At 68.9% G+C, this 23565-nt stretch carries 24 protein-coding genes; 5 read left to right on the forward strand and 19 right to left on the reverse strand.

Annotation, left to right across the window (positions count from 1 at the left end; genetic code table 11):
* From QN350_RS14000 to QN350_RS14025, 6 genes are all read right to left on the reverse strand, one after another.
* Positions 1-678: aldehyde dehydrogenase family protein (locus QN350_RS14000; RefSeq protein WP_323516741.1), on the reverse strand; the 678-nt coding region annotated here is incomplete at its 3' end.
* Positions 675-2204, reverse strand: a complete 1530-nt coding sequence (locus QN350_RS14005; protein WP_322137587.1) for an aldehyde dehydrogenase family protein — start codon at positions 2202-2204, stop codon at positions 675-677. The genes QN350_RS14000 and QN350_RS14005, both read right to left, overlap by 4 nt.
* A 10-nt stretch (positions 2205-2214) precedes the next feature.
* The gene (gene deoC / locus QN350_RS14010) at positions 2215-3234 is read right to left on the reverse strand and encodes a deoxyribose-phosphate aldolase (RefSeq protein WP_322137588.1); all 1020 of its coding nucleotides are present in this window, start codon (positions 3232-3234) and stop codon (positions 2215-2217) included.
* 63 nt (positions 3235-3297) lie between these two features.
* Positions 3298-4248, reverse strand: coding sequence for a sugar-binding transcriptional regulator (locus tag QN350_RS14015; protein ID WP_322137589.1), 951 nt, complete (start codon positions 4246-4248; stop codon positions 3298-3300).
* A gap of 213 nt (positions 4249-4461) precedes the next feature.
* On the reverse strand, positions 4462-5352 hold the full coding sequence (locus tag QN350_RS14020) for an MFS transporter (protein WP_322137590.1): 891 nt from the start codon (positions 5350-5352) through the stop codon (positions 4462-4464).
* A complete protein-coding gene (locus QN350_RS14025; RefSeq protein WP_322137591.1) occupies positions 5349-5684 on the reverse strand; it encodes a hypothetical protein in 336 nt (111 codons plus the stop codon). Before QN350_RS14025 ends, QN350_RS14020 begins: the two co-directional genes overlap by 4 nt.
* Positions 5685-5707: 23 nt before the next feature.
* On the opposite strand from QN350_RS14025, the gene QN350_RS14030 reads away from it, so the two are divergent.
* Positions 5708-6403, forward strand: a complete 696-nt coding sequence (locus tag QN350_RS14030; RefSeq protein ID WP_322137592.1) for a maleylpyruvate isomerase family mycothiol-dependent enzyme — start codon at positions 5708-5710, stop codon at positions 6401-6403.
* On the opposite strand, the gene QN350_RS14035 is transcribed toward QN350_RS14030, so the two are convergent.
* From QN350_RS14035 to QN350_RS14055, 5 genes are read right to left on the reverse strand one after another with little or no spacing between them, the layout of a single operon-like run.
* Positions 6400-7377 carry a bifunctional riboflavin kinase/FAD synthetase gene (locus QN350_RS14035; protein ID WP_416172995.1) on the reverse strand — a complete coding sequence of 326 codons (978 nt, stop codon included), beginning with the start codon at positions 7375-7377 and terminating at the stop codon, positions 6400-6402. The genes QN350_RS14030 and QN350_RS14035 overlap by 4 nt on opposite strands.
* Entirely contained in the window at positions 7374-7826 is a 453-nt protein-coding gene (locus QN350_RS14040; RefSeq protein ID WP_322137593.1) for a hypothetical protein, read from the reverse strand. The genes QN350_RS14035 and QN350_RS14040 overlap by 4 nt, the downstream gene beginning before the upstream one ends.
* A gap of 37 nt (positions 7827-7863) precedes the next feature.
* Positions 7864-8232, reverse strand: a complete 369-nt coding sequence (locus tag QN350_RS14045) for a hypothetical protein (protein ID WP_281535455.1) — start codon at positions 8230-8232, stop codon at positions 7864-7866.
* Entirely contained in the window at positions 8229-9248 is a 1020-nt protein-coding gene (gene truB, locus QN350_RS14050) for a tRNA pseudouridine(55) synthase TruB (RefSeq protein ID WP_322137594.1), read from the reverse strand. Before truB ends, QN350_RS14045 begins: the two co-directional genes overlap by 4 nt.
* The gene (locus tag QN350_RS14055; protein WP_281535456.1) at positions 9245-9892 is read right to left on the reverse strand and encodes a TetR/AcrR family transcriptional regulator; all 648 of its coding nucleotides are present in this window, start codon (positions 9890-9892) and stop codon (positions 9245-9247) included. The genes truB and QN350_RS14055 overlap by 4 nt, the downstream gene beginning before the upstream one ends.
* Before the next feature lie 94 nt (positions 9893-9986).
* Between QN350_RS14055 and QN350_RS14060 the strand changes: the two genes are divergently transcribed.
* The gene (locus QN350_RS14060; RefSeq protein WP_323516749.1) at positions 9987-11420 is read left to right on the forward strand and encodes a DHA2 family efflux MFS transporter permease subunit; all 1434 of its coding nucleotides are present in this window, start codon (positions 9987-9989) and stop codon (positions 11418-11420) included.
* 96 nt (positions 11421-11516) lie between these two features.
* Complete coding sequence (locus tag QN350_RS14065) at positions 11517-12524, forward strand: 2-dehydropantoate 2-reductase (protein ID WP_322137596.1); 1008 nt, start codon at positions 11517-11519, stop codon at positions 12522-12524.
* A 16-nt stretch (positions 12525-12540) separates the two neighbouring features.
* Here the strand turns inward: QN350_RS14065 and QN350_RS14070 are convergent, their stop codons facing one another.
* Positions 12541-13206, reverse strand: coding sequence for a hypothetical protein (locus tag QN350_RS14070; RefSeq protein WP_322137597.1), 666 nt, complete (start codon positions 13204-13206; stop codon positions 12541-12543).
* A 172-nt stretch (positions 13207-13378) separates the two neighbouring features.
* Here QN350_RS14070 and QN350_RS14075 point away from each other — a divergent pair, with 172 nt between their 5' ends.
* Together QN350_RS14075 and QN350_RS14080 are read left to right on the forward strand one after the other, a co-directional pair.
* The gene (locus tag QN350_RS14075) at positions 13379-14215 is read left to right on the forward strand and encodes an A/G-specific adenine glycosylase (protein WP_322140333.1); all 837 of its coding nucleotides are present in this window, start codon (positions 13379-13381) and stop codon (positions 14213-14215) included.
* Between the two features lie 8 nt (positions 14216-14223).
* Positions 14224-14952 carry a DUF72 domain-containing protein gene (locus QN350_RS14080; protein WP_322137598.1) on the forward strand — a complete coding sequence of 243 codons (729 nt, stop codon included), beginning with the start codon at positions 14224-14226 and terminating at the stop codon, positions 14950-14952.
* Positions 14953-14974: 22 nt separating this feature from the next.
* Here QN350_RS14080 and QN350_RS14085 read toward each other — a convergent pair whose 3' ends face one another.
* From QN350_RS14085 to ispG, 7 genes are all read right to left on the reverse strand, one after another.
* On the reverse strand, positions 14975-15181 hold the full coding sequence (locus QN350_RS14085; protein ID WP_322137599.1) for a hypothetical protein: 207 nt from the start codon (positions 15179-15181) through the stop codon (positions 14975-14977).
* A gap of 184 nt (positions 15182-15365) precedes the next feature.
* Positions 15366-15860: a 30S ribosome-binding factor RbfA gene (gene rbfA / locus QN350_RS14090; RefSeq protein WP_322137600.1), complete on the reverse strand. Its 495-nt coding sequence runs from the start codon at positions 15858-15860 to the stop codon at positions 15366-15368.
* A 144-nt stretch (positions 15861-16004) separates the two neighbouring features.
* Entirely contained in the window at positions 16005-18878 is a 2874-nt protein-coding gene (infB, locus tag QN350_RS14095) for a translation initiation factor IF-2 (RefSeq protein ID WP_322137601.1), read from the reverse strand.
* Positions 18879-18954: 76 nt separating this feature from the next.
* On the reverse strand, positions 18955-19212 hold the full coding sequence (locus QN350_RS14100; RefSeq protein ID WP_281535463.1) for a YlxR family protein: 258 nt from the start codon (positions 19210-19212) through the stop codon (positions 18955-18957).
* Positions 19213-19220: 8 nt separating this feature from the next.
* Entirely contained in the window at positions 19221-20231 is a 1011-nt protein-coding gene (gene nusA, locus QN350_RS14105; protein ID WP_134445864.1) for a transcription termination factor NusA, read from the reverse strand.
* Positions 20232-20366: 135 nt separating this feature from the next.
* Positions 20367-22130: a proline--tRNA ligase gene (locus QN350_RS14110; protein WP_322137602.1), complete on the reverse strand. Its 1764-nt coding sequence runs from the start codon at positions 22128-22130 to the stop codon at positions 20367-20369.
* Positions 22131-22259: 129 nt separating this feature from the next.
* Positions 22260-23417 (reverse strand): flavodoxin-dependent (E)-4-hydroxy-3-methylbut-2-enyl-diphosphate synthase, encoded by a 1158-nt coding sequence (ispG, locus tag QN350_RS14115; protein ID WP_281535466.1) that lies wholly within the window; start codon positions 23415-23417, stop codon positions 22260-22262.
* Positions 23418-23565 lie beyond the last annotated feature (148 nt).

A 23565-nucleotide genomic window follows, 5' to 3' on the forward strand; every position in this document is an offset into this window, starting at 1 on the left:
GGGGGCGGGGCGCGCGCGCCCGGGGGCCATCTCGGCCGGTGACCCGGTGAGGATGTTGACGACTCCGCCGGGGACGTCACTCGTGGCGAGCACCTCACCGAGGGTGATCGCCGACAGCGGTCTGGTCTCGTCGGCGACGACGACAACGGTGTTGCCCGCGACGAGGGCGGGGGCGACGGCGCTCACGAAACCGAGCAACGAGCCGCCGGACTGCGGGGCGATGATTGCGACGACCCCGGTCGGTTCGGGCACGGAGATATTGAAGTACGGCCCGGAGACCGGGTTGGCGTTGCCGGCGACCTGAACGTATTTGTCCGCCCACCCGGCGTACCAGACCCATCGGTCGATGGCCTCGTCGACCTGCCTGCCCGCCGCGGACGCGGACAGGCCCTCGGACTGCACGATTTCTTCGACGAACTGGGCGCGACGGCCCTCGAGAAGCTCGGCGATGCGGTAGAGCACCTGGCCGCGGTTGTATGACGTGGCGCGCGCCCAGCCCCCGAAGGCGGAGCGGGCCGCGACGACGGCGTCGCGGGCGTCCTTGCGGGAGGCCTGCGCCGCGTTCGCGAGGAAATCCCCGCTCGGCGTCGTCACGGCGTAGACGCGCCCGGAATCGCTGCGGGGGAACTTTCCGCCGATGTAGAGCTTGTAGGTCTTGGGGACGGCGAGGCGGGTCACTTGGCGGCCTTCTTTCGTGCGACGGGCGACTTGGCGGCGTGACCGGATTCCGCGGCCAGGGTGTGGCGGGCGGCGGACCCAGCGGCGCTGCCGGCCGGCCGCAGGTAGGCGGCGAGGCCGTGGCGGCCGCCTTCGCGTCCGTAACCGGACTCCTTGAAGCCGCCGAAGGGACTCGCGGGGTCGAACCGGTTGAAGGTGTTCGCCCAGATCACCCCGGCACGGAGCCGGTCGGCGACGGCGAGCACCCTGCTGCCCTTGTCGCTCCAGATCCCGGCGGAGAGACCGTACGGCGTGTTGTTCGCCTTTGCGATCGCCTCGTCGGGGGTTCGGAACGTGAGCACGGAGAGCACGGGGCCGAAGACCTCGTCGCGGGCGATGCGGTGACTCGTGGACACGTTGGTGAAGATGGTGGGCCGGAACCAGAACCCGTTCTCCGGCAGGTCGCAGTCGGGGCTCCAGCGTTCGGCGCCCTCCTCCTCGCCGATGGCGGAGAGTTCGGTGATGCGCTTGAGCTGGTCTGCGCTGTTGATCGCACCGATGTCGGTGTTCTTGTCGAGCGGATCGCCGAGGCGCAACGTCGCCAGGCGTTGCTTGAGGCGGTCGACGACCTCGTCGTGGATGCTCTCCTGGACGAGGAGGCGGCTGCCCGCGCAACAGACGTGGCCCTGGTTGAAGAAGATCCCGTTGACGATGCCCTCGATGGCCTGATCGATCGGGGCGTCGTCGAAAACGATGTTCGCCGCCTTGCCGCCGAGTTCGAGGATGATCTTCTTGTCGGTTCCGGCGACGGCGCGGGCGATGGCGCGGCCGGCTCCGGTCGAACCGGTGAAGGCGACCAGGTTGACGTCGGAGTGGCCGACGAGTGCCTGCCCGGTCTCGCGGCCGCCGGTGATGATGTTCACCACACCGGCGGGCAGCTCGGCCTGCTGGAGGATCTCCGCGAAGAGCAGCGCGGTGAGCGACGTGGTCTCCGCCGGTTTGAGCACGACGGTGTTGCCCGCGGCGAGGGCGGGCGCGATCTTCCAGGCGAGCATGAGCAGCGGGAAGTTCCACGGGATGACCTGGGCGGCGACCCCGCGCGCGGCGGGGTCGACGCCGAGGCCGGCATGGTCGAGCTTGTCCGCCCATCCTGCGTAGTAGAAGAACCACGCGGCGACGAGGGGGATGTCGACGTCGCGGCTTTCGGTGATCGGCTTGCCGTTGTCGAGGGTCTCGGCGACGGCGAGCTCGCGGGCGCGCTCCTGCACGAGACGGGCGATCCGGAACAGGTACTTGCCGCGGTCGCTGCCCGACAGCGTGGACCAGCGGCGCTCGTAGGCGCGACGGGCCGCGGCGACCGCGGTGTCGACATCCGCCGCGTTGGCGTGCGCGATCAGGGCGAGTTGTTTCTCGGTCGCGGGGTTGATGGTCTGGAAGGGTTCACCACGGCCGGCGACGAATTCGCCGTCGATGAAGAGTCCGTATTCGGGGCGGAGGTGCAGCAGCGCCTGGGACTCCGGCGCGGGAGCGTAGTCGAGAAAGCTCATGGGGGTTCCTTCAGTCGATCGTCACGTAGTCGGGTCCGGAGTAGTGTCCGTCGCGCATCTTCTGCCGCTGCATCAGCACGTCGTTGAGCAGGCTCGAGGCGCCGAAGCGGAAGAGGCTCGGCGTGAGCCACTCCTCGCCGACGGTCTCCGCGACCGCGACGAGGTATCTGATGGCGTCCTTCGAGGTGCGGATGCCGCCGGCCGGCTTCACGCCGACCCGGGACCCGGTGAGGCGGTGCCAGTCGCGCACGACCTCGAGCATCGAGATCGTCACGGGCAGCGTCGCCGCCGGCTGCACCTTGCCGGTGGAGGTCTTGATGAAGTCGCCTCCGGCGAGGATGGCGAGCCAGGAGGCGCGGCGCACGTTGTCGTAGGTGCTCAATTCGCCGGTCTCGAGGATCACCTTGAGGTGGGCCAGGCTGCCGTCGACGCGGCGGCAGGCCTCCTTGACGGCGACGATCTCGTCGTAGACCTGGCCGAAACGACCGGAGAGGAAGGCGCCGCGGTCGATGACCATGTCGATCTCGTCCGCGCCCGCCGCGACCGCGTCCGCCACGTCGGCGAGCTTCACGGCGAGGGAGGCGCGGCCACTCGGGAATGCCGTGGCGACGGAGGCGACGAAGATGCCTTGGTCGCGTCCGGCGGCGTGGGCGGACCCCAGCGCCAGGGCCGCGTACGGGACCATGTCGCCGTAGACGCAGACCGCGGCGACGCGGGGGCAGCCCGGGTCGCCAGGGTCAGGTGTGAGCGCCTTGCCGACGAGGGAACGGACCTTGCCGGGTGTGTCGGCTCCCTCGAGGGTCGTGAGGTCGATCAGGCCGATGACCGTGTCGATCGCCCGTTTCTTCGAACTCGTCTTGATCGAGCGCGTGGAGATGGCCGCGGCGCGCTGTTCGAGCCCGACGCCGTCGACCCCGGGGATCCCGTGCAGGTAGCGGCGGAGGTTCGCGTCTGTGGCCTCGCCGCCGATGAGGGCGAGGGCGCGGGACCTCGTCGACGGCTGGGTCGCGACCACTGGAGTGCTTGTCATGAGATGTCCTCGCAGGGTGGTGTGGGTGTCACGGGGGCTTCGTGCGTCGGAGGGGCGTGTTGGTCAGGGGGCTTCGCCCAGGACGGCCAGGGCGGTGTCCTCGTCGGTGACGAGCACGGTGCACAGGCCGCTGGAGACGATGGCGCGGGCGACGGCGTGTTTGGTGCTGCCCGCGATGACGGCGATCGCGGTCGGGGCCCTGCGGAGTTGTTCGAGCCGGATGCCGATGGTGCGCTCGTCGAGTTCGAGGTCGACGATGTGCCCGTCCGCGTTGATGTAGCGGCCGACGATATCGCCGACGGCGCCCTTGCGCACGAGTTCGGCGACCTGGGCGACGGTGAGGTAGCCGCTGTCGACGAGCGCCGAGTTCTCGTCGGCCTGGCCGGCGCTGAACAGGTAGGCGGATGCCGCGCTGCCCAGGTCCAGGACGGTCGCGACGGCGCGGTCGGACTCGATCGCGAGCTTGGTCTCCACGCGCTCGAGGATCGCGGGACTCGGCAACAGGGTTGCGGAGCCGAGCCCCTTCTGCGCGATCGTGACCGCGGTCGCCGCGGCCGTTCCGGCACGCCGGTTGAGGCTGACGCCGCCGTTGATCTGCACGACGTTGACGCCGCGCGCCCAGCCGGGCTTCAGGCCCTGGGCCACCTCGTGCAGGGTGCGACCCCAGCTGATGCCGAGCGTCGCCGGCACCGGACGGAGCGCGGTGAGGTAGTCGGCAGCGGCCTGGGCCGCCCGCGACTGCAGTTCCTCGTCGGTCGAGACGCCGGCGGCGGAGACGACGACGGCGTCGCTCAGCCCGGTGTGTTCCCGCAGCCGGCGCTCGACGATGAGGCGACGGGCCCGCGGGTGCACGATCTCGATCCGGATGAAGCCGCTCGCCTTGGCCTGCGCCAGGAGCCGGCCGACCTTCCACCGGGTGAGCCGGAGCACGGCGCCGATCTCGTCCTGGGTCTTGTTCTCTTCGTAGTAGAGCTCGGCGGCGCGAATCGACAGCAGTTCGTCAGTATCGATCACGCGGTCCTCCATCGGCTCCGAGTCCAGCGTAGGACGGCCTGGGACACCCTTCAACTCTTGTGGGAAAACTTGCTCACATGAGCAGCGCTGCATCGCCGCCTGGCCGCCTGGCCGCCTGGCCGCCCGACGACCGACCGACTTCCTCCTGAGGTGTCGCATATCGAGGTTCCCGTGGCCCGGGAACGTCGATATGCGACACCTCAGCCCACGTGGTCAGCGGGAGCGGTCGAGGTCGTCTTCGAGGAGGTGCGGGCGGGCGATCACGCGCGCGGCGAAGCCGACGGCGAGGGCGGTCGCGATCAGGAACCAGAGCGGCCAGGTCCAGCTTCCGGTGAGCTGGTGCAGCACGCCGACGACGAGCGGCCCGAGGGCGCCGAGGGTGTAGCCGACGCTCTGTACGAACCCGCTGAGCGCGACGGAACCCTCGTGGGTGCGCGTGCGGAGGTTGATCAGCACGAGCGCAAGCGGGAAGTAGAGCGGGCCGAGGCCGGCGAGCAGCACCCAGAGCACCGTCAGAGTGCCCGGTGCGAGGAGGAGGCCCACGTCACCGGCGATGAAGGCGAACATGCCCACGTAGATCAGGAGGCTGAGGTTCTTCAGCCGCACGGCGAGCCACGGGACGACGAGTGCGCACGGCAATCCGACGGCGGCGTAGAGCGAGAGCAGGGTCCCGGCCTGGCCGGGGCTGACCCCGGCGGCCTGGGTGGGCATCAGCGGAAGCCACGCGAAGAGCGCGTACGCGTTGAGCGACGACGTCCCGAAGACGACGGCGATCGCCCACGCGATCGAGGAGCGGCCGATGCGGGCGAGCAGCACAGGCTCCGCCTCGGGGACCGCCGGCGGGGCTGTCTCCGAGATCCGGTGCCGAACGAGCATGGTGGCCCAGGGCACGAGGGCGAGGAGTGCGGGGATCATCCACATGCCGAGGGAGACCCGCCAGCCTGCGGCATCCGCCACCGGGACCGCGACGAGCGGCGGAAGGAGGGTGCTCAGCGACAGCACCGTGACGTAGAGGGAGGTCACGAGGCCGACCCGGTAGGGGAAGTACTTCTTGACGAGCGGGGGCAGCAGCACATTGCCGGCCCCGAGGCCTGCGAAGGTCACGATGCTGCCGATGATGAGCCAGGCCAGGGAGCCGGCACTGCCACGGAGGAGGTGCCGGCGAGGATTGCCACCAGGGCGACCACGACGACCCGTTCGAGGCCGATGCGCCGCGTGAAGACCGGGGTGAAAATGCCGAAGACTGCGAAGCAGACCGGTGGGAGCATGCCGAGCACGCCGATGGCGAGGGCACCGAGCGGGACGTCCTTGCTGATCGCCGTGACGATCGGAGACAGGGCCGCGACGGCCGTACGCAGGTTCGCGGCAACGAGCAGGATCCCGAGCAGCGCAAGGGTTCGCCCGGCCCACAGTCCGCGGATCGGGGTTGAGGGCATCCGCCAAGTCTAGGCTGGACGACATGCCCGACATCTCGCAGTACCTGCCCTTCAGCCGCAAGCCCCAGGTCGATGACACCGGGACGACCGCCGACTGGAGTGCGGAAATCGCGGCGATCCTGACCGGGATCGCCGGCATCCTCGAGACGTTGAGCCCGGACGAATGGGAGTCGCCGAGCCTCTGCGGCGGCTGGCGGGTGCGCGACGCGGCCGGGCATCTGGTCTGGCGGGTCGGCACCCCGACGCGGGACCTGCTCGGCACCGGGTGGACGGCACTGCGGGCTCAGTTTCCGAACCCGAGTGTGAGCCACGCCGTCGACTCGCTCAGCCGCCGGGCCGCCGAGGCGGAACCGGACGAACTCATCGCGTCGCTCCGCGCCACTGCCGCGGAGTACGCTGCCGGGCGGGTGACCGCCCGGGGGCGCCACGGGATCACCGAATTGACGGAGGTCGTCGTGCACGGACTCGACCTGGCGTATCCGCTCGGCAAGACCCTGGAGGTCTCGTCGGTCGCGCTCGGCGCGGTTGCCGTGCGCCAGGCGCTCCTGGCGCCCACTCCGGTCAAGGCGGTCGTGCGCCGCCGCACGCTCGTGGCGACGGATGCCGGCTGGCGCGTCGGCCGCGGAGCCGTGCTCGACAGCACGGCCGTGAACATCGTTCTGTTCCTCTTCGGCAGAGAGGGCTTCACGCCGACCGGGCCGCGCTCCCCCGTGGCCTAAGCGCTCGGCAGCGCGCTCGAAGTCCCGTGGGTGGTCGGGTCGGCGAGGAGAACGCGGATCCGGTCGACGTCGTCCCGCATCTGCACGATGAGCGGATCGATGCCGGTGAAGGCGACCATGCCGCGGATCCGGTCGACGAAGGACACCTCGACGATGTGGCCGTAGAGGTCGAGCTCCCGGTCGAGCACGTACGCCTCGACCTGCTTCTGTGCGACCCCGTGGAAGGTCGGGTTGTTGCCGACCGAGATGGCGGCAGGGTAGCGGAACGCGCCGTCCGTGAGCCAGCCGGCGTAGACGCCGTCTGCCGGGATGAGTCCTTCGGATTCGGCGGAGAGGTTGGCCGTCGGAAACCCGAGTTCGCGGCCGCGGGCGGCCCCGTGCACGACCTCGCCGCGCACGGTCGGCGTGTGGCCGAGCAATTCGCCGGCCGCACGCACGTTCCCGCTCGCGAGCAGTTCCCGGATCCAGGTCGACGAGACCCGGCGCACCCGGTCCGGCTTGACGTCCTCGATGAGGTCGACGGCGAAGCCGAAGCGCGTGCCGAGCGCGGTGAGCAGGGCGACGTCACCTGCGCCGTGGGCGCCGAAGCGGAAGTCCCTGCCGACGAGCACGTGCCGGGCGTTCAGCCCGTTCACGAGGACGGTCTCGACGAAGACCTCGGGCGGCAGGTCTGCGAGGTCCCTGGTGAACTCGAGCACGAGGGTGGCGTCGACACCGGTCTCGGCGAGCAGCCGAAGCTTCTGCTCTGCGCTGATCAGGAACGGCGGGCACTTCTCGGGAGCGAGCAGGGCGAGCGGATGCCGGTCGAAGGTCACGACGACCGCAGTGAGCCCCTGGGTTCCGGCGATGGCTCTCAGCCGGTCGATCACGGCCCGGTGGCCGGCGTGGACGCCATCGAACTTCCCGATCGTGACGGCCGAGCCGTGGGACCCGGTTTCGAGCGGGAGTGCGCCGATGCCGGAGATGACCTTCACGAGCGGGCCTTCTTCCCGTCCGGGCGGTGTCGGGCGAGCCAGATCATCCCGAGGATCGGCAGCACGAGCGGAATGAAGAGATAGCCGCTGCCGAACACCGACCAGACCGAGTCGTGCGGGAAGAGGGCGGGGTCGAGGATGCTCAGGGCACCGACGACGAGCACGCCGAGCAGCTCGAAGGAGATGGTCGCCCACGCGACGCGGTACCAGCGTCCACTGCTGCGCACGAGCGCGATCGTCGCGACGATGTACACGACCGCGGACAGCGCGGACAGCGAGTACGCGAGCGGCGCCTGGTCGAATTTGGAGGCGATCTGCACAAACGACCGGCCGGTGGCGGCGAGCGCGAGCAGCCCGTATACGGCGATCAGCAGGCGGCCGACGCCGGTGACCCTGCGCTTCTGCGGTCCATCGACGACGTTCTCGGCTGCGCTCTGTGGTCCGGTCATGGCCTGATAATTATCGCAGCAAGTTGGGCCGTGACTCTCACAGGCCCTGCACTGTCCAGATCTGGAACATCCGGTAGACCATGACGGCGATCGCGAGGCACGCGCCGCCCAGGATGACCGTGCTCCAGCGGCTGCGCTCGATGAGCGCCCAGCCCGCGGCGGCGACCGGAACGATCAGTGCGCTCACAAGGTAGGTGTAGAACTCGAGCAGGCTGCCGCTGGCGGTGTTCCCGGCGAACGGCGCCGCGATCGAAACGACGAGCTGCCCGACGAGGAGCAGTTCGACGAGTGCCGTCGCGCCCATCGTGAGGTCGTTGGGCACCCGGCCGAGCAACCCGAGCGCCAGGCAGAGCAGGCCGGCGAGCACGGCAACGCCGACCTGGAGCCAGGTGAACCACTCGATCACGAGGGATCCCCCACCGCGGCCTCGTCGGGCGGGAAGTTGATCACGGTGCGGGCCTGCGTGCCCCGGAGTTCGACGAGCCCGACGAGCCGGCCGCCGGGCGCGATCGCGGCGAGCGGGGAGCCGGTCCCTGCGGCCCCGGCGCCTGCGGCCCCGGTGACGTCGATCTCGGTCGTGACGTCGATGCGTTTGCCGTGCCCGAGGTCGATGGCCTGTTGCTCGGTGAGGTCGATGCGACCGAGCACGTGCGTTGCGGCATCCGCCGGCTTGATGAGACCGGCGGCGACGACGAGCTCCGCGAGGGGCTGGGCATTCTCGATCCGGAACGGTCCGATGCGGGTGCGGCGGAGCGCGGTCAGGTGTCCCCCGACGCCGAGCCCCGCGCCGAGGTCGCGGGCGAGGGCACGGATGTAGGTCCCAGAGGAGCACTCGACGCGAACCTCGAGGTCGAGGAAGCCGTCGACCGCGGTGCTCGAGAGCAGTTCGAAGGCCGCGATGGTGACCGGCCGGGCGGGCAGCTGCACGTCCTCCCCGTCGCGGACGCGGGCATAGGCGCGCTTGCCGTCGACCTTGATCGCGCTCACCGCGCTCGGTTGCTGGCTGATCGCACCGGTCAAAAGCCGGATTCCCGCCGCCACGGACGCCGGCTCGATGAGTGCGACGGATGCCTCCGGCGCGCGGGAGAGTTCCTCGCCTTCCGCATCGTCCGTGGTCGTGGCCGCGCCGAGCCGGATCGTGGCCAGGTACTCCTTGTCGAGGCCGACGATGAAGGTGAGCAGCCGGGTCGAGCTGTTGATGCCGAGGATCAGCAGGCCGGTGGCCATCGGGTCGAGGGTGCCGGCGTGGCCGACCTTGCGGGTGCCCGCAAGGCGTCGGGTTCGGGCGACGGCGTCGTGGCTGGTCCAGCCCTGGGGCTTGTCGACGAGGAGCAGCCCGCTCGCGGTGGAATGCACCCGCGCGCTGTTCCGGGACGAGGTCTCGTCGTTGGGTTCGGTCTCGCGTTCGATGTCTGCACTCATGAGTGTGTCCACTTCGCTCCCGATGCGTCGAGCACGACGTCGAGCTTGCCCCGGAACGCGCACCGCATCAGTTCCTCGGCGGCCTCGTCGTCCTCGAAGATGTCCGGGAGCCGGATCGCGAGCAGGGTGTTGAAGAGCATGCCGTTCGCGAGGAAATCGCGGATGGTCTCCGGGGTGAACCCGGCTTCGTCGCGCAGCATCCGGTAAATCTGCAGGAACCCCTCCCTGGCCTTGGCGCCGATCACCGGGTCGTGCCCTGTGATGAAGGCCTGCATGAGCGAGAGCAGGATTCCTCGATCGTCGATCAGGTCGACGTAGCCGGCGCCGAGGCGGGAGACGAGCGAATCGGCATCGTCATCGCCGGCCGGCCGGGGCTCGGCAAGGATCTCGCGGAAGGTCGTCATGAGCTTGTCGAGGGCGCGGGCGACGACCTCGAGGAAGAGATTCTCCTTGGTGCCGAACATCCGCACGACGTACGGCTGGCTGATACCGGCGGCCTGAGCGACCTGGTCGGTCGTCGCACCCGAGTAGCCCCGCTCTCCGAAGACACGGCTCGCCGCGGCCAGGATCTGTTCCCTGCGCAATGCCGCGGGGATTCGTTCGGTGGTCGTTTCTTTGGCTGCCGTACCGGATTCTTCACTCACTCTTGACATGGTATCCGCGAATAACTATCGTGTCATTTTGTAATCATCCGATTACAACATTCCGGTTCGTCGTTCCCCCTCGATTGGATACCACGTGTCCCTCCCCCTCACGCGTCGCGTCCCGATCTGGCTCGCCATCGTCGCGTCCTCGCTCCCCATGTTCATGGCCACCCTCGACAACCTCGTGGTGACCGGCGCCCTGCCGGTGATCAACCGCGACCTCGGCGCCTCCATCGAAGAGCTGCAGTGGGTGATCAATGCCTACTCCCTGAGCTTCGCGACCTTCATGCTGATGGCCGTCGCCATCGGCGACCGCTTCGGCCGCCGCACGGTCTTCCTCGCCGGGATCGCGATCTTCACGGTCGCCTCCGCGCTCGCGGGCCTCTCGACCGAGCCCTGGCAGCTCATCGCCGCGCGGGCGGTCCAGGGCGTCGGGGCGGCCGCCCTGATGCCGTTGTCGCTCACTCTCCTCGTCGGCTCGGTCAGCGAGAAGCGCCGCCCGGCCGCCATCGGCATCTGGGGCGGAATCTCCGGCCTCGGCGTCGCACTCGGACCGCTCATCGGCGGCGCCGTCGTCGAAGGCTGGAACTGGCAGGCCATCTTCTGGCTGAACGTCCCGCTCGGCGTGGTCTCGATCCCGCTCGCCCTCGTCGCCCTGCCCAACAGCTTCGGCGCCAGGGTCCGGGCGGATGTCGTGGGTCTCGTCCTGGCCGGAGTCGGCGTTTTCGGTCTCGTCTACGGCATCGTTCGCGGCAACGACGCGGGCTGGACCAGCCTCGAGGTCCTCGGAGCTCTTGCGGGCGGCGCGATCCTGCTCGCCGCCTTCATTGCCTGGGAGGCCAGGACGCCCGACCCGCTGCTGCCGCTCCGCCTGTTCCGGGACCGCAGCTTCACGGTCGCCAACCTCGTCGGCCTCACGTTCAGTTTCGGCATCTTCGGGTCGATCTTCATCCTGATCCAGTTCCTGCAGATCGTGCAGGGGCACACCCCGCTCGAGGCCGGGCTGATGACGATGCCCTGGACGCTCGCGCCCATGGTGATCGCCCCGCTGACCGGTTTGCTGAGCCCACGAACGGGCACCCGGCTGCCGATCGTGCTCGGCCTCTCCTTCCTCGCGATCGCGATGGGTTGGCTCGCGGTGACAATGAGCGCGACGGTTGCATACATCGACCTCGTTCCCGCATTCCTCCTCGCCGGGATCGGGATGGGACTCGTGTTCGCGCCGAGCTCGACGGCGGTGCTTGCGAACATGGTCCCGAACGACCACGCGAAGGCCACGGGGACCAACTCGACCCTGCGCGAGATCGGCGTGGCGCTCGGCGTCGCCGTCCTCACCGCCGTCTTCACCGGCGCCGGCGGAGAGCTGACCCCGACCGGCTATGTGGATGCGGCGGTCCCGGCGATCGTCGTCGGCGCATCCGTGCTCGCCCTCGCCGCCGTGATCGGGCTCGCCCTGCCGCACGGTCGCCGGGCGCCCGCCGCGACTCCCGCCCCTGCGACCCCTGCGCCCGCCACTCTCTCCGTCTGACGGTCCCGGCAGCTCGCGAGAGTACACTTTTGGCCCTTAAGAACGCGTTTTAAGGGCCAAAAGTCCGCTCTCGCGGGGGGGATCTAGGCTGGGGGGATGCGAATTGCTGTGATCGGTGCGGGTGCCCTCGGCGGAACGTTCGCCGCGCTGCTGGAGAAGGCCGGGCATACCGTGACGGTGACGGCGCGGGGGAAGGCGCTGGCGGTCATCCGCTCGGAGGGCATTCACCTGACCGGCGGCTTCGGCGACGAGACCGCCCGGCCGGCGGCGGTCGAGCTGCTCACCGAGACGCCAGAGCTCACGCTCGTCTGCACCAAGGCCCAGGATGCCGCCGCGGCGATCACCGCGAACGCGGCGGTCCTCGACGGCTCGCCGGTGATCGTCGTGCAGAACGGGCTCGACGGTGTCGCGACGGCGCGACGGATCCTGCCGAACTCCGACTGTTTCGGGGCGCTCTCGATCATCGCCGCGAACTATGCTGCGCCGGGACTCGTGACCGTGACGACGCCGGCACCCACCTACATCGGGCACGATAGCGGCGACATCGATGCGGGAACGCTCGCCTGGCAGGGCGTGCTCGACGCGGCGTTCCCGACCATCGCGACCTCGAACTTCGTCGGCGCCCAGTGGACGAAGCTCGTGGTCAACATGCTCAACGCGCTCCCGGCCGTGACCGGGCTGAGCGTTCAGGAGGTCGTCGACGACGCGGGACTCCGCAGGGTCCTGACCGCGAGCATGCGGGAGACCGTGCGGGTGGGCGTCGCCCGCGGGGTGCGCTTCGGGGCATTGCAGGGACTCGGCGACCGCCGGTTGCGCGGGTTCGCCGGGCTGCCACTCTCGATCGGTCAACTGCTGCCCCGCCTGATGCGGGCGCGGATGGGCGACGTGCCCAATCTCGGTTCCACCCTGCAGAGCCTGCGCCGTGGCCAGCTCACCGAGATCGACCACCTCAACGGGGTCGTCGTGCGGGAGGCGGCTGCCGCAGGCGTCGACGCGCCCGTCAACACCCTGCTCACCGCCCTCGTTCATGAGGTCGAGGCCACAGGACACCCGCTCACACGAGCCGAGGTGCTCGTGCGCTTCGCCCCGCTCCGACTGCGCTAGGCCGCGCGGCTCCGGCTCAGCAGCTGTCGAAGAAGAGGCGGCGCGGATCCGCCGGATTGGCGAGGTCGACGACGGCGGTCGCCCAGGACCTGGGCCGGACCTCCGCGCGGTAGAGCCGGTCGGCCAGGGCCTGGTCGTCGGGAACCGGGGAAGCACCCAGCGCAGGGTCGGTCGTGGTGTCCGCGGCATCACCGAGTTCCCCGGATGGCTTCAGCTCGGCGGCGAGGTCGATGAAGGCGCCGGTGGTCGCGGCATCCGCTGCGTACTCGGTCAGCACGCTGAACGACCAGCCGTCGCGGAGCTCTTTCCTGAGCAGGAAGTCACCGTCGAAGATCAGGGTGTCGTCCGCAGGCCCCGTCGTGCCGCCGGCGAGCCGGAACGGGACCAGGAGCGCCCTGCGAAGCAGGTCGAAGTCATCGCGGTGGCGGAACAGCCGCTCCGGTGAGGCGGGTCCGAAGGCCGCCTGCTCCTCGGCGGAGCGCTCGAAGTCCGCGAGCGAGGCACGGGAGACGGCGTGCCCGGTCTCGGCGTAGGCCGCGGCGAGGTCGTCGGCGAATGCCGCACGCGCCACGGGGTCCGTTCCGTCGATCGCGACCATGGTGCGACCTCTGCTGTAGAAGCCGAGGATCTCGGTGGTGAGGTCGCGGAGGAAGTCGAGGCGTGGTGTTGAATCAAGCGTCATGATTCGAGCCTAGGTTAGTGGGGTGAACGCAACCGTCATCGCGCCCATCGAATCCGAGGGAGGGCCGGCCAGCAGGCCGGAACTCGAGTCCGGAGCCGACCTCGGAACCGGAGCCGCACCCGAGGTCGCGCCCGCCGGCGAAATCGCCGGCCTCGTCAATGCCTGGTTCGGCATGCATGCCAGGGACCTGCCGTGGCGCCGCGACGGGTTCGGCGCCTGGGGCGTGCTCGTGAGCGAGTTCATGCTGCAGCAGACGCCGGTGAACCGGGTGATCCCGCACCTTGAGGCGTGGCTCGCGCGCTGGCCGACCCCGACTGACCTCGCCGCCGTTCCGCCGGGCGAGGCCGTACGGGCGTGGGCGACGCTCGGCTACCCGCGGCGCGCGCTCTGGCTGCACGCCGCGGCCGTCGAGATCACCGAGAACCACGGCGGGGTGGTGCCGCAGGACGTCGATGTGCTCCTCACGCTGACGGGGATCGGTGACTACACAGCTCGGGCGGTCGCCGCCTTCGCCTACGGCCACCGGCATCCGGTCGTCGACACGAACACCCGCAGGGTCATCGCCCGGTGCGTCGCGGGCCAGGCCGAACCCGCGCCGCCGAGCCGCACCCGCGACCTCGCGGCCATGAGCGCACTCCTTCCGGCGGATGTCCGCGCCGCGGCCGTCTTCAACGCCGGCGCCATGGAGCTGGGCGCGCTCGTCTGCACGTCAGCACGCCCGCGCTGCGCCGAGTGCCCGCTCGCCGCGCTGTGCGCCTGGCGCGCCGCCGGCTATCCCGAATACCAGGGCGCGAAGAAGGCCGTGCAGAAGAAGTTCGCCGGCAGCGACCGGCAGGTTCGCGGCCTGATTCTCGCGGAGTTGCGCTCGACGAGGCACCCGGTGACGGAGGCAGAGATCGCGACGCTCTGGCCGGACGCCGCCCAGCTCGGTCGGGCGCTGTCCGGTCTCCTGGACGACGGCCTCGCCGTGCGCGTCGCGGCAGGCTCATACTCGCTCCCGCACGAGTAGGCGCGACCGTGAGCATCCGGATCGGCACCTCCGGCTGGAGCTATCAGCACTGGGACGGGGTGCTCTACCCGGCCGGGCTTCCCGCCGCCCAGCGACTCGGCGTCTACGCCTCCCGGTTCGACACCGTCGAACTGAACGCGAGTTTCTACCGCTGGCCACGCGAATCGACGTTCGCCGGCTGGAAACGACGCCTCCCCGAAGGATTCCTGCTCTCGGTGAAGGCACCACGCGGACTCACTCACGCGAAGAGGCTCTACGCCCCCGAGGTGTGGGCGGCACGGATCGCGGCGTGCTGGCACGAACTCGGCGAGACGCGCGCCGTCCTCCTCGTGCAGCTGCCGCCGGCTTTGGAGCGCGACGATGCCAGGCTGGACTACTTCCTCGCCGCCCTGCCGCACTGGATCAGGGTCGCCGTCGAGTTCCGCCACGACAGCTGGCCGTGCGAGGCGGTCTTCTCGATCCTCGAGCGACACGGCGCCGCATACTGCGTGATGAGCGGCGCGCACCAGCCCTGTGTGCTCCGAGCGACCGCGCCGTTCGTGTACGTGCGCATGCACGGCCCCGACCGAGAGCACCTGTACGGGGGCTCGTATTCGGAGGCCGACCTCGATTGGTGGGCGGAACGCATCCGCGACTGGCAGGGCACCGGACGGGACGTGTTCGTCTACTTCAACAACGACGGCGGCGGCAACGCGGTCAGGAACGCGAGCAGCCTCGCCTCCCGTTTCGGGAGCTGAGCCACTGACCGCTGCGGAGAAGTTACTTCGCGAGCGTCGCGATCGACTGCGCCCACAGGAAGAACTTGTTGGTGCCGAGGTCACCGATCGTAGCGATGCCGAATGCGGCCTTGAGGTGCTCCGCGTCGCTGTCGCTCACGCCCTGGAGCGCCGCGACGGGCGCCTTCGCGAGCTCCTCCACGGGGAGCGTTTCGTATGCTTTGTCGAGCTTGGCTGCGATGCCGGCCATGGGGTACCTCCACAGTGAGATGGGCCTTCGGGGGACGAAAGCGCTTTTAAGCGTAGTTCTCCCCCGCTCCCCTGGCTAGGTGGCAGACGCCTTCCGACGCGCGCACTCTGCGCTGAGGTGTCGCATATCTATGCTCACGAGCCTCGTGAACATCGATGTGCGACACCTCAGCGAGGGGTGACCGCTATTCGGCGTGGTGGCCGACGGCGGGAGTCTCGTCGTCGTCGTCCTCGTCGTCCTCGTCGTCGTCGTCCTCGAACTCGCGCGGCTTGACGTAGGGGTCTTCGTCTCCGGCATACTGGGCGCCCTGTGCGAGCGCGCCGACCTGGCTGTCGCGTTCCCGCGCTTCGCGGAGGAGGTCGTCGATGAGGGCCGCGTTCTCGGGGATCGCGTCCGCGATGAACTCGAGCGAGGGGGTGAGCCGGGCGGTGATGTTCTTGCCGACCTCGCTGCGCAGCAGGCCTGTGGCCGCCTTGAGCGCGGCGGCGCTGTCGGTGCGCTCCTCGAGGGAACCGTAGACGGTGTAGAAGACGGATGCGTGTTGCAGGTCACCCGTCACCTTGACGTCCGTGATGGTCACGAAGCCGAGCCTCGGGTCCCGCAGGCCGCGTTCAAGCCGCTTCGCCACGATGACCTTGATGCGGTCGGCCATTTTTCTGGCGCGTTCCGGATCTGCCATGGTCTCACTCCTCTTGCTTCGATACTGCTTTACGTCGTTACGTGTGAAAACCCGTGAATCGGGATACTGCGGTGCTGAGCGACCAACGGGCCTCAGGCCCCTCACGGAGAGGAACCGGAGACCCGTCGATCAGACGCGGCGTGGTTAGACGCGCGGCTTTTCCTTCAGTTCGATCGTCTCGATCTCGTCGCCGATCTGGATGTCGTTGAACTTGCCGAGGCCGATACCGGCCTCGAAGTCCGTACGAACCTCGGTGACGTCGTCCTTGAAACGACGCAGGGACTCGATGCCGAGGTTGTCTCCGACGACGACGCCGTTGCGGATGACCCGCGCCTTGGCGTTCCTCGTGATGACACCCGAGCGGACGATGACGCCGGCCACGTTTCCGAACTTGGACGAGCTGAACACCTCGCGGATCTCGGCGACACCACTCTGCACCTCTTCGAACTCGGGCTTGAGCATTCCCTTGAGGGAGTTCTCGATGTCCTCGAGCGCGTTGTAGATGACCGAGTAGAACCGCACGTCGACACCCTCGCGGGCGGCACGCTCACGGGCCTTGGTGTCCGGGCGCACGTTGAATCCGATGATGATGGCGTTGTCGACGGTGGCGAGGTTGACGTCGCTCTCCGTGACAGCACCGACACCGCGGTGGATGATGCGCAGCTGAACGGAATCGTCGACCTCGATCTTGAGGAGCGACTCTTCCAGGGCCTCGACGGCACCGGAAACGTCACCCTTGATGATGAGGTTGAGCGATTCGACCTTGCCCTCTTCGAGTGCACGGGTGAAGTCTTCGAGGCTGATGCGTTTGCGGGCCTTGGCCAGCAGTGCGTTGCGCTCGGCGGCTTCGCGCTTCTCGGCGATCTGACGGGCGGTGCGGTCTTCCTGGATGACGAGGAAGGTGTCACCGGCCCGGGGAACGCTCGAGAGGCCCTGGACCTGGACGGCGCGCGACGGCGTCGCGGCGAGTACGGCAACGCCGTTTTCGTCGGCCATCGCACGAACGCGGCCGTAGGCCGTTCCGGCGACGATCGAGTCGCCGACGTGCAGCGTTCCCGACTGGATGAGCACGGTCGCGACGGCGCCGCGGCCCTTGTCGAGACGAGCCTCGATGGCGACACCGCGGGCGTCCTTGTCGGGGTTGGCGCGCATGTCGAGTCCGGCGTCAGCGGTGAGGAGGACGGCCTCCAGGATCTCCTGGATGCCGATCTTCTGCTTCGCGGACACGTCGACGAACATGACGTCTCCGCCGTACTCTTCGGCGACGAGCCCGAATTCGGTGAGCTGCTGGCGCACCTTCTGCGGGTTCGCGCCGGGCTTGTCGATCTTGTTGACCGCGACCACGATCGGCACGTTGGCCGCCTGGGCGTGGTTGAGCGCCTCAATGGTCTGGGGCATGATGCCGTCGTCCGCCGCGACCACGAGGATCGCGATGTCCGTCACCTGGGCACCACGGGCACGCATGGCGGTGAACGCCTCGTGGCCCGGTGTGTCGATGAAGGTGATGGCACGGTCGATGCCCTCGTGTTCGGTGATGACCTGGTACGCACCGATGTGCTGGGTGATTCCGCCGGCTTCGCCAGCGGCTACCTTCGCATTGCGGATCGCGTCGAGGAGCGCGGTCTTTCCGTGGTCGACGTGACCCATGACGGTGACGACCGGCGGGCGGGCCTTGAGCTCGTCATCGGTTTCTTCGGCCAGTTCCTGGTCGATGTCGATGTCGAAGCCGAGCAGAAGTTCGCGATCTTCGTCGTCGGGCGAGACCATCTGGATCTTGTAGCCGAGTTCTTCGCCGAGCACGTCGAAGGTCGCCTCGTCGAGGGACTCCGTCGCCGTCGCCATTTCACCGAGGTGGAACAGCACGGTGACGAGATTTCCGGGGCTCGCGTCGATCTTGTCTGCGAAGTCGGTGATCGAGGCGCCGCGGCGCAGACGCACCACGGTTCCGCCGTCGCCGCGGGGGACGCTGACGCCACCCAGCGACGGGGCCTCGCGCAGCTCGAACTCGGCGCGCTTCGTACGCTTCGACTTGCGGGCCTTGTTCTTGCCGCCTCCGCGACCGAACGCACCAGCGGTTCCGCCACCGGGGCCGCGACCGCGGCCACCTGCGCCGCCGCCACCGGCGGGACGCGGCGGGCCGAAGCCGGGGGCACCGGCCGGAGCACCGCCGGGGCGCTGGAATGCGGGACGTGCTCCGCCTGCTCCGGCGCCGCCTGGACGCTGGAACGCGCCGGGACGCTGGCCGAAACCGGTCGGGCGGGGAGCCTGGCCGGGTCCGCCCGGACGCGGTGCGCCGGGGCGCGGTGCGGCGGGACGGGGGATGTTGCTCGGGGCCGTCGAAGACGGCGGGCGCTGGCCCATGCCCTGCGCGCTCGCGAACGGGTTGTTGCCCGGACGCGGCGTGGGGGTCTTGCCCATGCCCTGGTTGCTGGCGAAGGGGTTGTTGCCCGGACGTGCCGACGGCGGGCGCGGAACGCTCGCGCCGGGCTTGGCGCCTGAGGACGGTCCACGCTCGGACTTGGCAGCCGGGGTCGCCGTCTTCGGGGCGGTCGGGTCTGCTGCGGCAGCCTGTTCGGCGGCCTTCTCGATGCTCGCGGACTTCTCAGCTGCTGCGGCCTTTTCGACGGCAACCGTCTGGCGTTCTGCGACGGTGAGGGGTGCGACGGGATGCGGTGCGGCATCCGCTGCGGGGGCTTCGACGGGCGCGGCCGGGGCCGCACTCGGACGTGCACCCGGCTTGACCGCGAGGCGGGCCGGTGACGGCCGCGCGCCGGGCTTGACGCTTGTGGGGGCGCCCGGCGTTGCGCCGGCACCCGGGGTGGTTGACGGGGCAGTGGTTCCGGCGCCGGAAGCGGCGTCGGCCAGCAGGGCCGCGCGCAGGCGACGTGCTACCGGGGGTTCAACACTGCTGGACGGGCCCTTGACGAACTCGCCCATCTCTTTCAGTTTCGCAAGGGCTACCTTGCTGTCGACATTGAGCTCGCTAGCGATCTCATGTACGCGTGGTTTCGCAGCCACAATTCTCCAATTCCGGGCCTGCACCCGGAAAGGGGCAGGCCGTTAGTAACGGACGGGTCTCATTTCGAGCCGCTCATTAGTTGTCCATTAGCCAGTTCAGCCTGTTCTCTAGTTGTTTCGCGTCCAGAGGACTGGTCACGCGAAGGGCGCGCCCGAAAGCGCGTCGCCGCAGTGCGTCTTGGAAGCATTCGATGCTGGGATGCAGCCACGCACCTCGACCGGGCAGAGTGGCGGTTTCATCCACCACGAGGACCGAATCTCGGGCTACGCACCTCAGCAAAGAGGCACGTGGAGCGCGCGAACGGCATCCAATGCACGTTCTAACGGGTTCCATCGTACCCCCTATTCCGTGTCCTCCAGGATGCTGTCCGGCTGGATGTCGATTTTGGCGCCCGTGAGCTTGGCGGCGAGGCGGGCGTTCTGGCCCTCCTTGCCGATGGCGAGCGAGAGCTGGTAGTCGGGGACGAGGGCGCGAACGGCCTTGATCGACTGGTCGATCACGTAGGCGCTCGTCACCTTGGCCGGCGACAGGGCGCTCGCGACGAACGTCGCGAGGTCCGGCGAGTAGTCGACGATGTCGATCTTCTCGTTGTTGAGCTCTGCGGTCACGGCGCGGACACGCTGGCCGAGTTCGCCGATGCAGGCGCCCTTGGCGTTGACGCCGGGCTCGGTCGCGCGCACGGCCATCTTGGTGCGGTGGCCGGCCTCGCGGGCGAGGGAGACGATCTCGACGACACCGCTCGCGATCTCGGGCACCTCGAGGGCGAACAGGCGCCGGACGAGGGACGGGTGGGTGCGCGACACGGTGATCTGCGGGCCCTTCAGGCCCTTGCCGACGGCCGTGACATAGACCCGGATCCGGGCACCGTGCACGTAGGTCTCGCCGGGGACCTGTTCTTCCGGCGGAAGGATCGCTTCGATCGTGCCGAGGTCGACGTGGATCATCCGCGGGTTCGGGCCCTGCTGGATGACGCCGGCGACGATCTCGCCTTCGCGTCCCTTGAATTCTCCCAGCACTGCGTCATCGGCCAGGTCGCGGAGACGCTGGTTGATGACCTGCTTCGCGGCGAAGGCCGCGATCCGGCCGAAGTCGGTCGGGTTGTTGATCGCTTCGCCGATGACGTTGCCGTCGTCGTCGAGCTCTGGAACAAAAATGTCGACGTGGCCGGACTTGCGGTCGAGAACGACACGCGCTTCCGGCTCTTCTTCGACGGCCTGCTTCGTTGTCTCACCCTGGTGGGTGTGTTTGACGTATGCCGTCAAAATCGCCTGCTCGATGATCTGCACGAGTTCCTCGAAGGGAATCTCTTTCTCGCGCTCCAACTGCCGCAACACGCTGAGGTCGATGTCCATGGCCGGCCTCCTCTATTCAGATTCTGCCGCCGCGAAACTGCGCAGCGGGCTGGTGTCTACGGTACCCGACGGAACAGGCGCCCGTCACCCCGAAGGGGACGGGCGCCTGTTTCAGACGGCGTTTCTGGGCGGTTCTCAGGCGAAGTGCGTCCCGATGTTGTCGACGGCGCACTGGGTGCGCTCTCCTGTTCGGCGGTCCCACAGCTCGACGATGCCGTCGACGGCTCCGCGTCCGACGATCACGATCTGGGGAACCCCGATCAGTTCGGCGTCGCCGAACTTGACGCCGGGCGAGACCTTGCGTCGGTCGTCGTAGAGCACCTCGCGGCCGGTCGCCTCGAGAGTGGAGACGACGGCTGCCGCCGTCTCGAAGACGATCTCGTCGCGTCCTGCGGCGATCACGTGCACGTCGAACGGTGCGACAGTCTCCGGCCAGATCAGGCCCTTCGGATCGTTGTTGAGCTCGGCGAGGAGGGCGAGGATGCGGGTGATCCCGATTCCGTACGATCCCATCGTGACCGTGACGAGCTTCCCGTTCTCGTCGAGCACCTTGAGTCCGAGGGCTTCCGCGTACTTGCGGCCGAGCTGGAAGACGTGGCCGATCTCGACGCCGCGCGCGAGCTCGACGGGGCCGGAGCCGTCGGGGGCGGGGTCGCCGGCGCGCACGTTCGCGACCTCGGCTGTGCCGTCGACGGCGAAGTCGCGCCCGGCGACGAGGCCGAAGACGTGGCGGCCGTTCTCGTTGGCTCCGGTGATCCACGCGGTTCCGTCGACGACGCGGGGGTCGACGAGGTAGCGGATGCCCGTGGCCGAGGTCGAGCCGAGCACGGCACCGGCGGGTGCCCACGGTCCGATGTAGCCCGTGACGAGTCCGGGGTGCTTGGCGAGGTCGCCGGCGTTGGCCGCTTCGACCTCTGCGGGGGCGAAGACGACCTCTGCGCGCTTGAGGTCGACGTCGCGGTCGCCGGGGACGCCGACGATGACGAGCTCGCGGGTGCCGTCGAGGTTGGTCAGGGCGAGCACGATGTTCTTGAGGGTGTCCGCAGCCGTCCACTCCCTGCCGTCGTCGCGCGGGTGGTTCGCGTTCGCGCTGTCGACGAGGGTCTGGATGGTCGGGGTGTCCGGGGTGTCGTGCACCTCGGCGGCCGGGAACGACGTCCAGTCGATGACGGGAGGAACCAGGGTTGTGAACGCCTCGACGTTGGCGGCGTACCCGCCGGCCGAACGCACGAAGGTGTCCTCACCGATGGGGGTGGGGTGCAGGAACTCTTCGCTCCGGGATCCGCCCATCGCGCCGGCATCCGCCTTGACGATGACGTACTCGAGGCCGAGCCGGGTGAAGATGCGCTCGTAGGCGTCGCGCTGCGCCTGGTAGCTCAGGTCGAGGCCGGCGTCGGTGTAGTCGAAGGAGTACGCGTCCTTCATGGTGAATTCGCGGCCGCGCAGGAGGCCGGCACGGGGACGGGCCTCGTCGCGGTACTTGTCCTGGATCTGGTAGATCGACAGGGGCAGGTCCTTGTAGCTGTTGTAGAGGTCCTTCACGAGGAGCGTGAAGACCTCCTCGTGGGTGGGCGCGAGCAGGAGGTCGCTGCCCTTGCGGTCCTGGAGCCGGAAGAGGCCCTCGCCGTACTCGTCCCAGCGGCCGGTGACCTCGTAGGGTTCGCGCGGGAGCAGGGCGGGGAAGTGCACCTCGAAGGCGCCGGAAGCGGCCATCTCCTCGCGGACGATGGTCTCGATCTTGTTCTTGACCCGGAGGCCGATCGGCAGCCAGGCGAAGATGCCGGGGGCCTGGCGGCGGATGTAGCCGGCCCGGACCAGGAGGCGGTGACTGGTGACCTCGGCATCCGAGGGGTCTTCGCGGAGGGTACGGAGGAAATAGGACGACAGACGTGTAGGCACCCCCCTACTTTACGGCGAGTGCCACTTCGCAACGCGCGCCGGCCATCGGATGTCCGTGGCTGAGTTGCGGAGAAAACACCGTCATCGCGTTGACGAGGGTGTTTTCTCCGCAATCGAGCAGCGGGCTCGCTACCGGGAGACGGTGACGACCGGGGCGCCGAGGGAGTCTTCGCTCGGCGGCATCTCTGCGGCGAGGCGGTTGGCCTCCTCGATCAGGGTCGCGACGATCTCGGACTCCGGCACGGTCTTGATGACCTCGCCGCGGACGAAGATCTGGCCCTTGCCGTTGCCGGATGCGACGCCGAGGTCGGCGTCGCGCGCCTCGCCCGGCCCGTTGACGACGCAACCCATCACGGCGACGCGCAGGGGCACGGTCATGCCCTCGAGGCCGTCGGTGACGTCGTTCGCGAGCTTGTAGACATCGACCTGGGCGCGGCCGCAGCTCGGGCAGGAGACGATCTCGAGCTTGCGTTCGCGGAGGTTGAGCGACTGCAGGATCTGCAGGCCGACCTTGACCTCTTCGGCGGGTGGTGCGCTGAGCGAGACGCGGATGGTGTCGCCGATGCCCTCGCCGAGCAGGATGCCGAAGGCCGTGGCGCTCTTGATGGTGCCCTGGAAGGAGGGGCCGGCTTCGGTGACGCCGAGGTGCAGCGGCCAGTCGCCGCGTTCGGCGAGGAGGCGGTATGCCTTGACCATGATCACGGGGTCGTTGTGCTTGACCGAGATCTTGAAGTCGTGGAAGTCGTGTTCCTCGAAGAGGCTCGCCTCCCAGACGGCGCTCTCGACGAGCGCCTCCGGGGTGGCTTTGCCGTACTTCTGCATGATGCTCGGCTCGAGCGAGCCGGCGTTGACGCCGATCCGGATCGAGACGCCGGCCGCCTTGGCCGCCGCGGCGATCTTGCCGACCTGGTCGTCGAACTTGCGGATGTTGCCGGGGTTGACCCGGACGCCGGCGCACCCGGCGTCGATCGCCGCGAAGACGTAGCTCGGCTGGAAGTGGATGTCCGCGATCACGGGGATCTGGCTCTTCTTCGCGATGATCGGCAGGGCCTCTGCGTCGTCACGGCTCGGAACGGCGACACGCACGATGTCGCATCCGCTCGCTGTGAGTTCGGCGATCTGCTGCAGGGTGCCGTTGATGTTGGTGGTCGGGGTCGTCGTCATCGACTGGACGCTCACTCGGGCGTCACCGCCGACGAGGACTTTGCCGACCTTGATCTGCCGGCTCTTGCGCCGGGGAGCGAGGATTTCAGGTACTTTGGGCATTCCCAAATTGATTGCAGCCACGCGAATATCTTAGGTGCCAGAACTGGGCGGATGCCCGGCCCAGGCGATTTCCGCACCGGGTCGGCCGTTGCGCGCCACGTGCGCCGCTACGCGACAGGCGTGCCTAGCGCTCGTCGCATGCCGAAAGGAAAGAACGCATGGACAGGCC

The sequence above is a fragment of the Cryobacterium sp. 10I5 genome (assembly GCF_035019865.1).
GTDB lineage: Bacteria > Actinomycetota > Actinomycetes > Actinomycetales > Microbacteriaceae > Cryobacterium > Cryobacterium breve_A.

Bases quoted from the DNA above. Each gene is read 5' to 3' on its own strand.
- QN350_RS14005 (WP_322137587.1), bottom strand. From the start codon at position 2,204: ATGAGCTTTCTCGACTACGCTCCCGCGCCGGAGTCCCAGGCGCTGCTG.
- QN350_RS14065 (WP_322137596.1), top strand. From the start codon at position 11,517: ATGCGAATTGCTGTGATCGGTGCGGGTGCCCTCGGCGGAACGTTCGCC.
- rbfA (WP_322137600.1), bottom strand. From the start codon at position 15,860: ATGGCAGATCCGGAACGCGCCAGAAAAATGGCCGACCGCATCAAGGTC.
- QN350_RS14030 (WP_322137592.1), top strand. From the start codon at position 5,708: ATGCCCGACATCTCGCAGTACCTGCCCTTCAGCCGCAAGCCCCAGGTC.
- QN350_RS14075 (WP_322140333.1), top strand. From the start codon at position 13,379: ATGCATGCCAGGGACCTGCCGTGGCGCCGCGACGGGTTCGGCGCCTGG.
- truB (WP_322137594.1), bottom strand. From the start codon at position 9,248: ATGAGTGCAGACATCGAACGCGAGACCGAACCCAACGACGAGACCTCG.
- QN350_RS14070 (WP_322137597.1), bottom strand. From the start codon at position 13,206: ATGACGCTTGATTCAACACCACGCCTCGACTTCCTCCGCGACCTCACC.
- deoC (WP_322137588.1), bottom strand. From the start codon at position 3,234: ATGACAAGCACTCCAGTGGTCGCGACCCAGCCGTCGACGAGGTCCCGC.
- QN350_RS14085 (WP_322137599.1), bottom strand. From the start codon at position 15,181: ATGGCCGGCATCGCAGCCAAGCTCGACAAAGCATACGAAACGCTCCCC.
- QN350_RS14025 (WP_322137591.1), bottom strand. From the start codon at position 5,684: ATGCCCTCAACCCCGATCCGCGGACTGTGGGCCGGGCGAACCCTTGCG.
- QN350_RS14040 (WP_322137593.1), bottom strand. From the start codon at position 7,826: ATGACCGGACCACAGAGCGCAGCCGAGAACGTCGTCGATGGACCGCAG.
- QN350_RS14100 (WP_281535463.1), bottom strand. From the start codon at position 19,212: ATGGAACCCGTTAGAACGTGCATTGGATGCCGTTCGCGCGCTCCACGT.
- nusA (WP_134445864.1), bottom strand. From the start codon at position 20,231: ATGGACATCGACCTCAGCGTGTTGCGGCAGTTGGAGCGCGAGAAAGAG.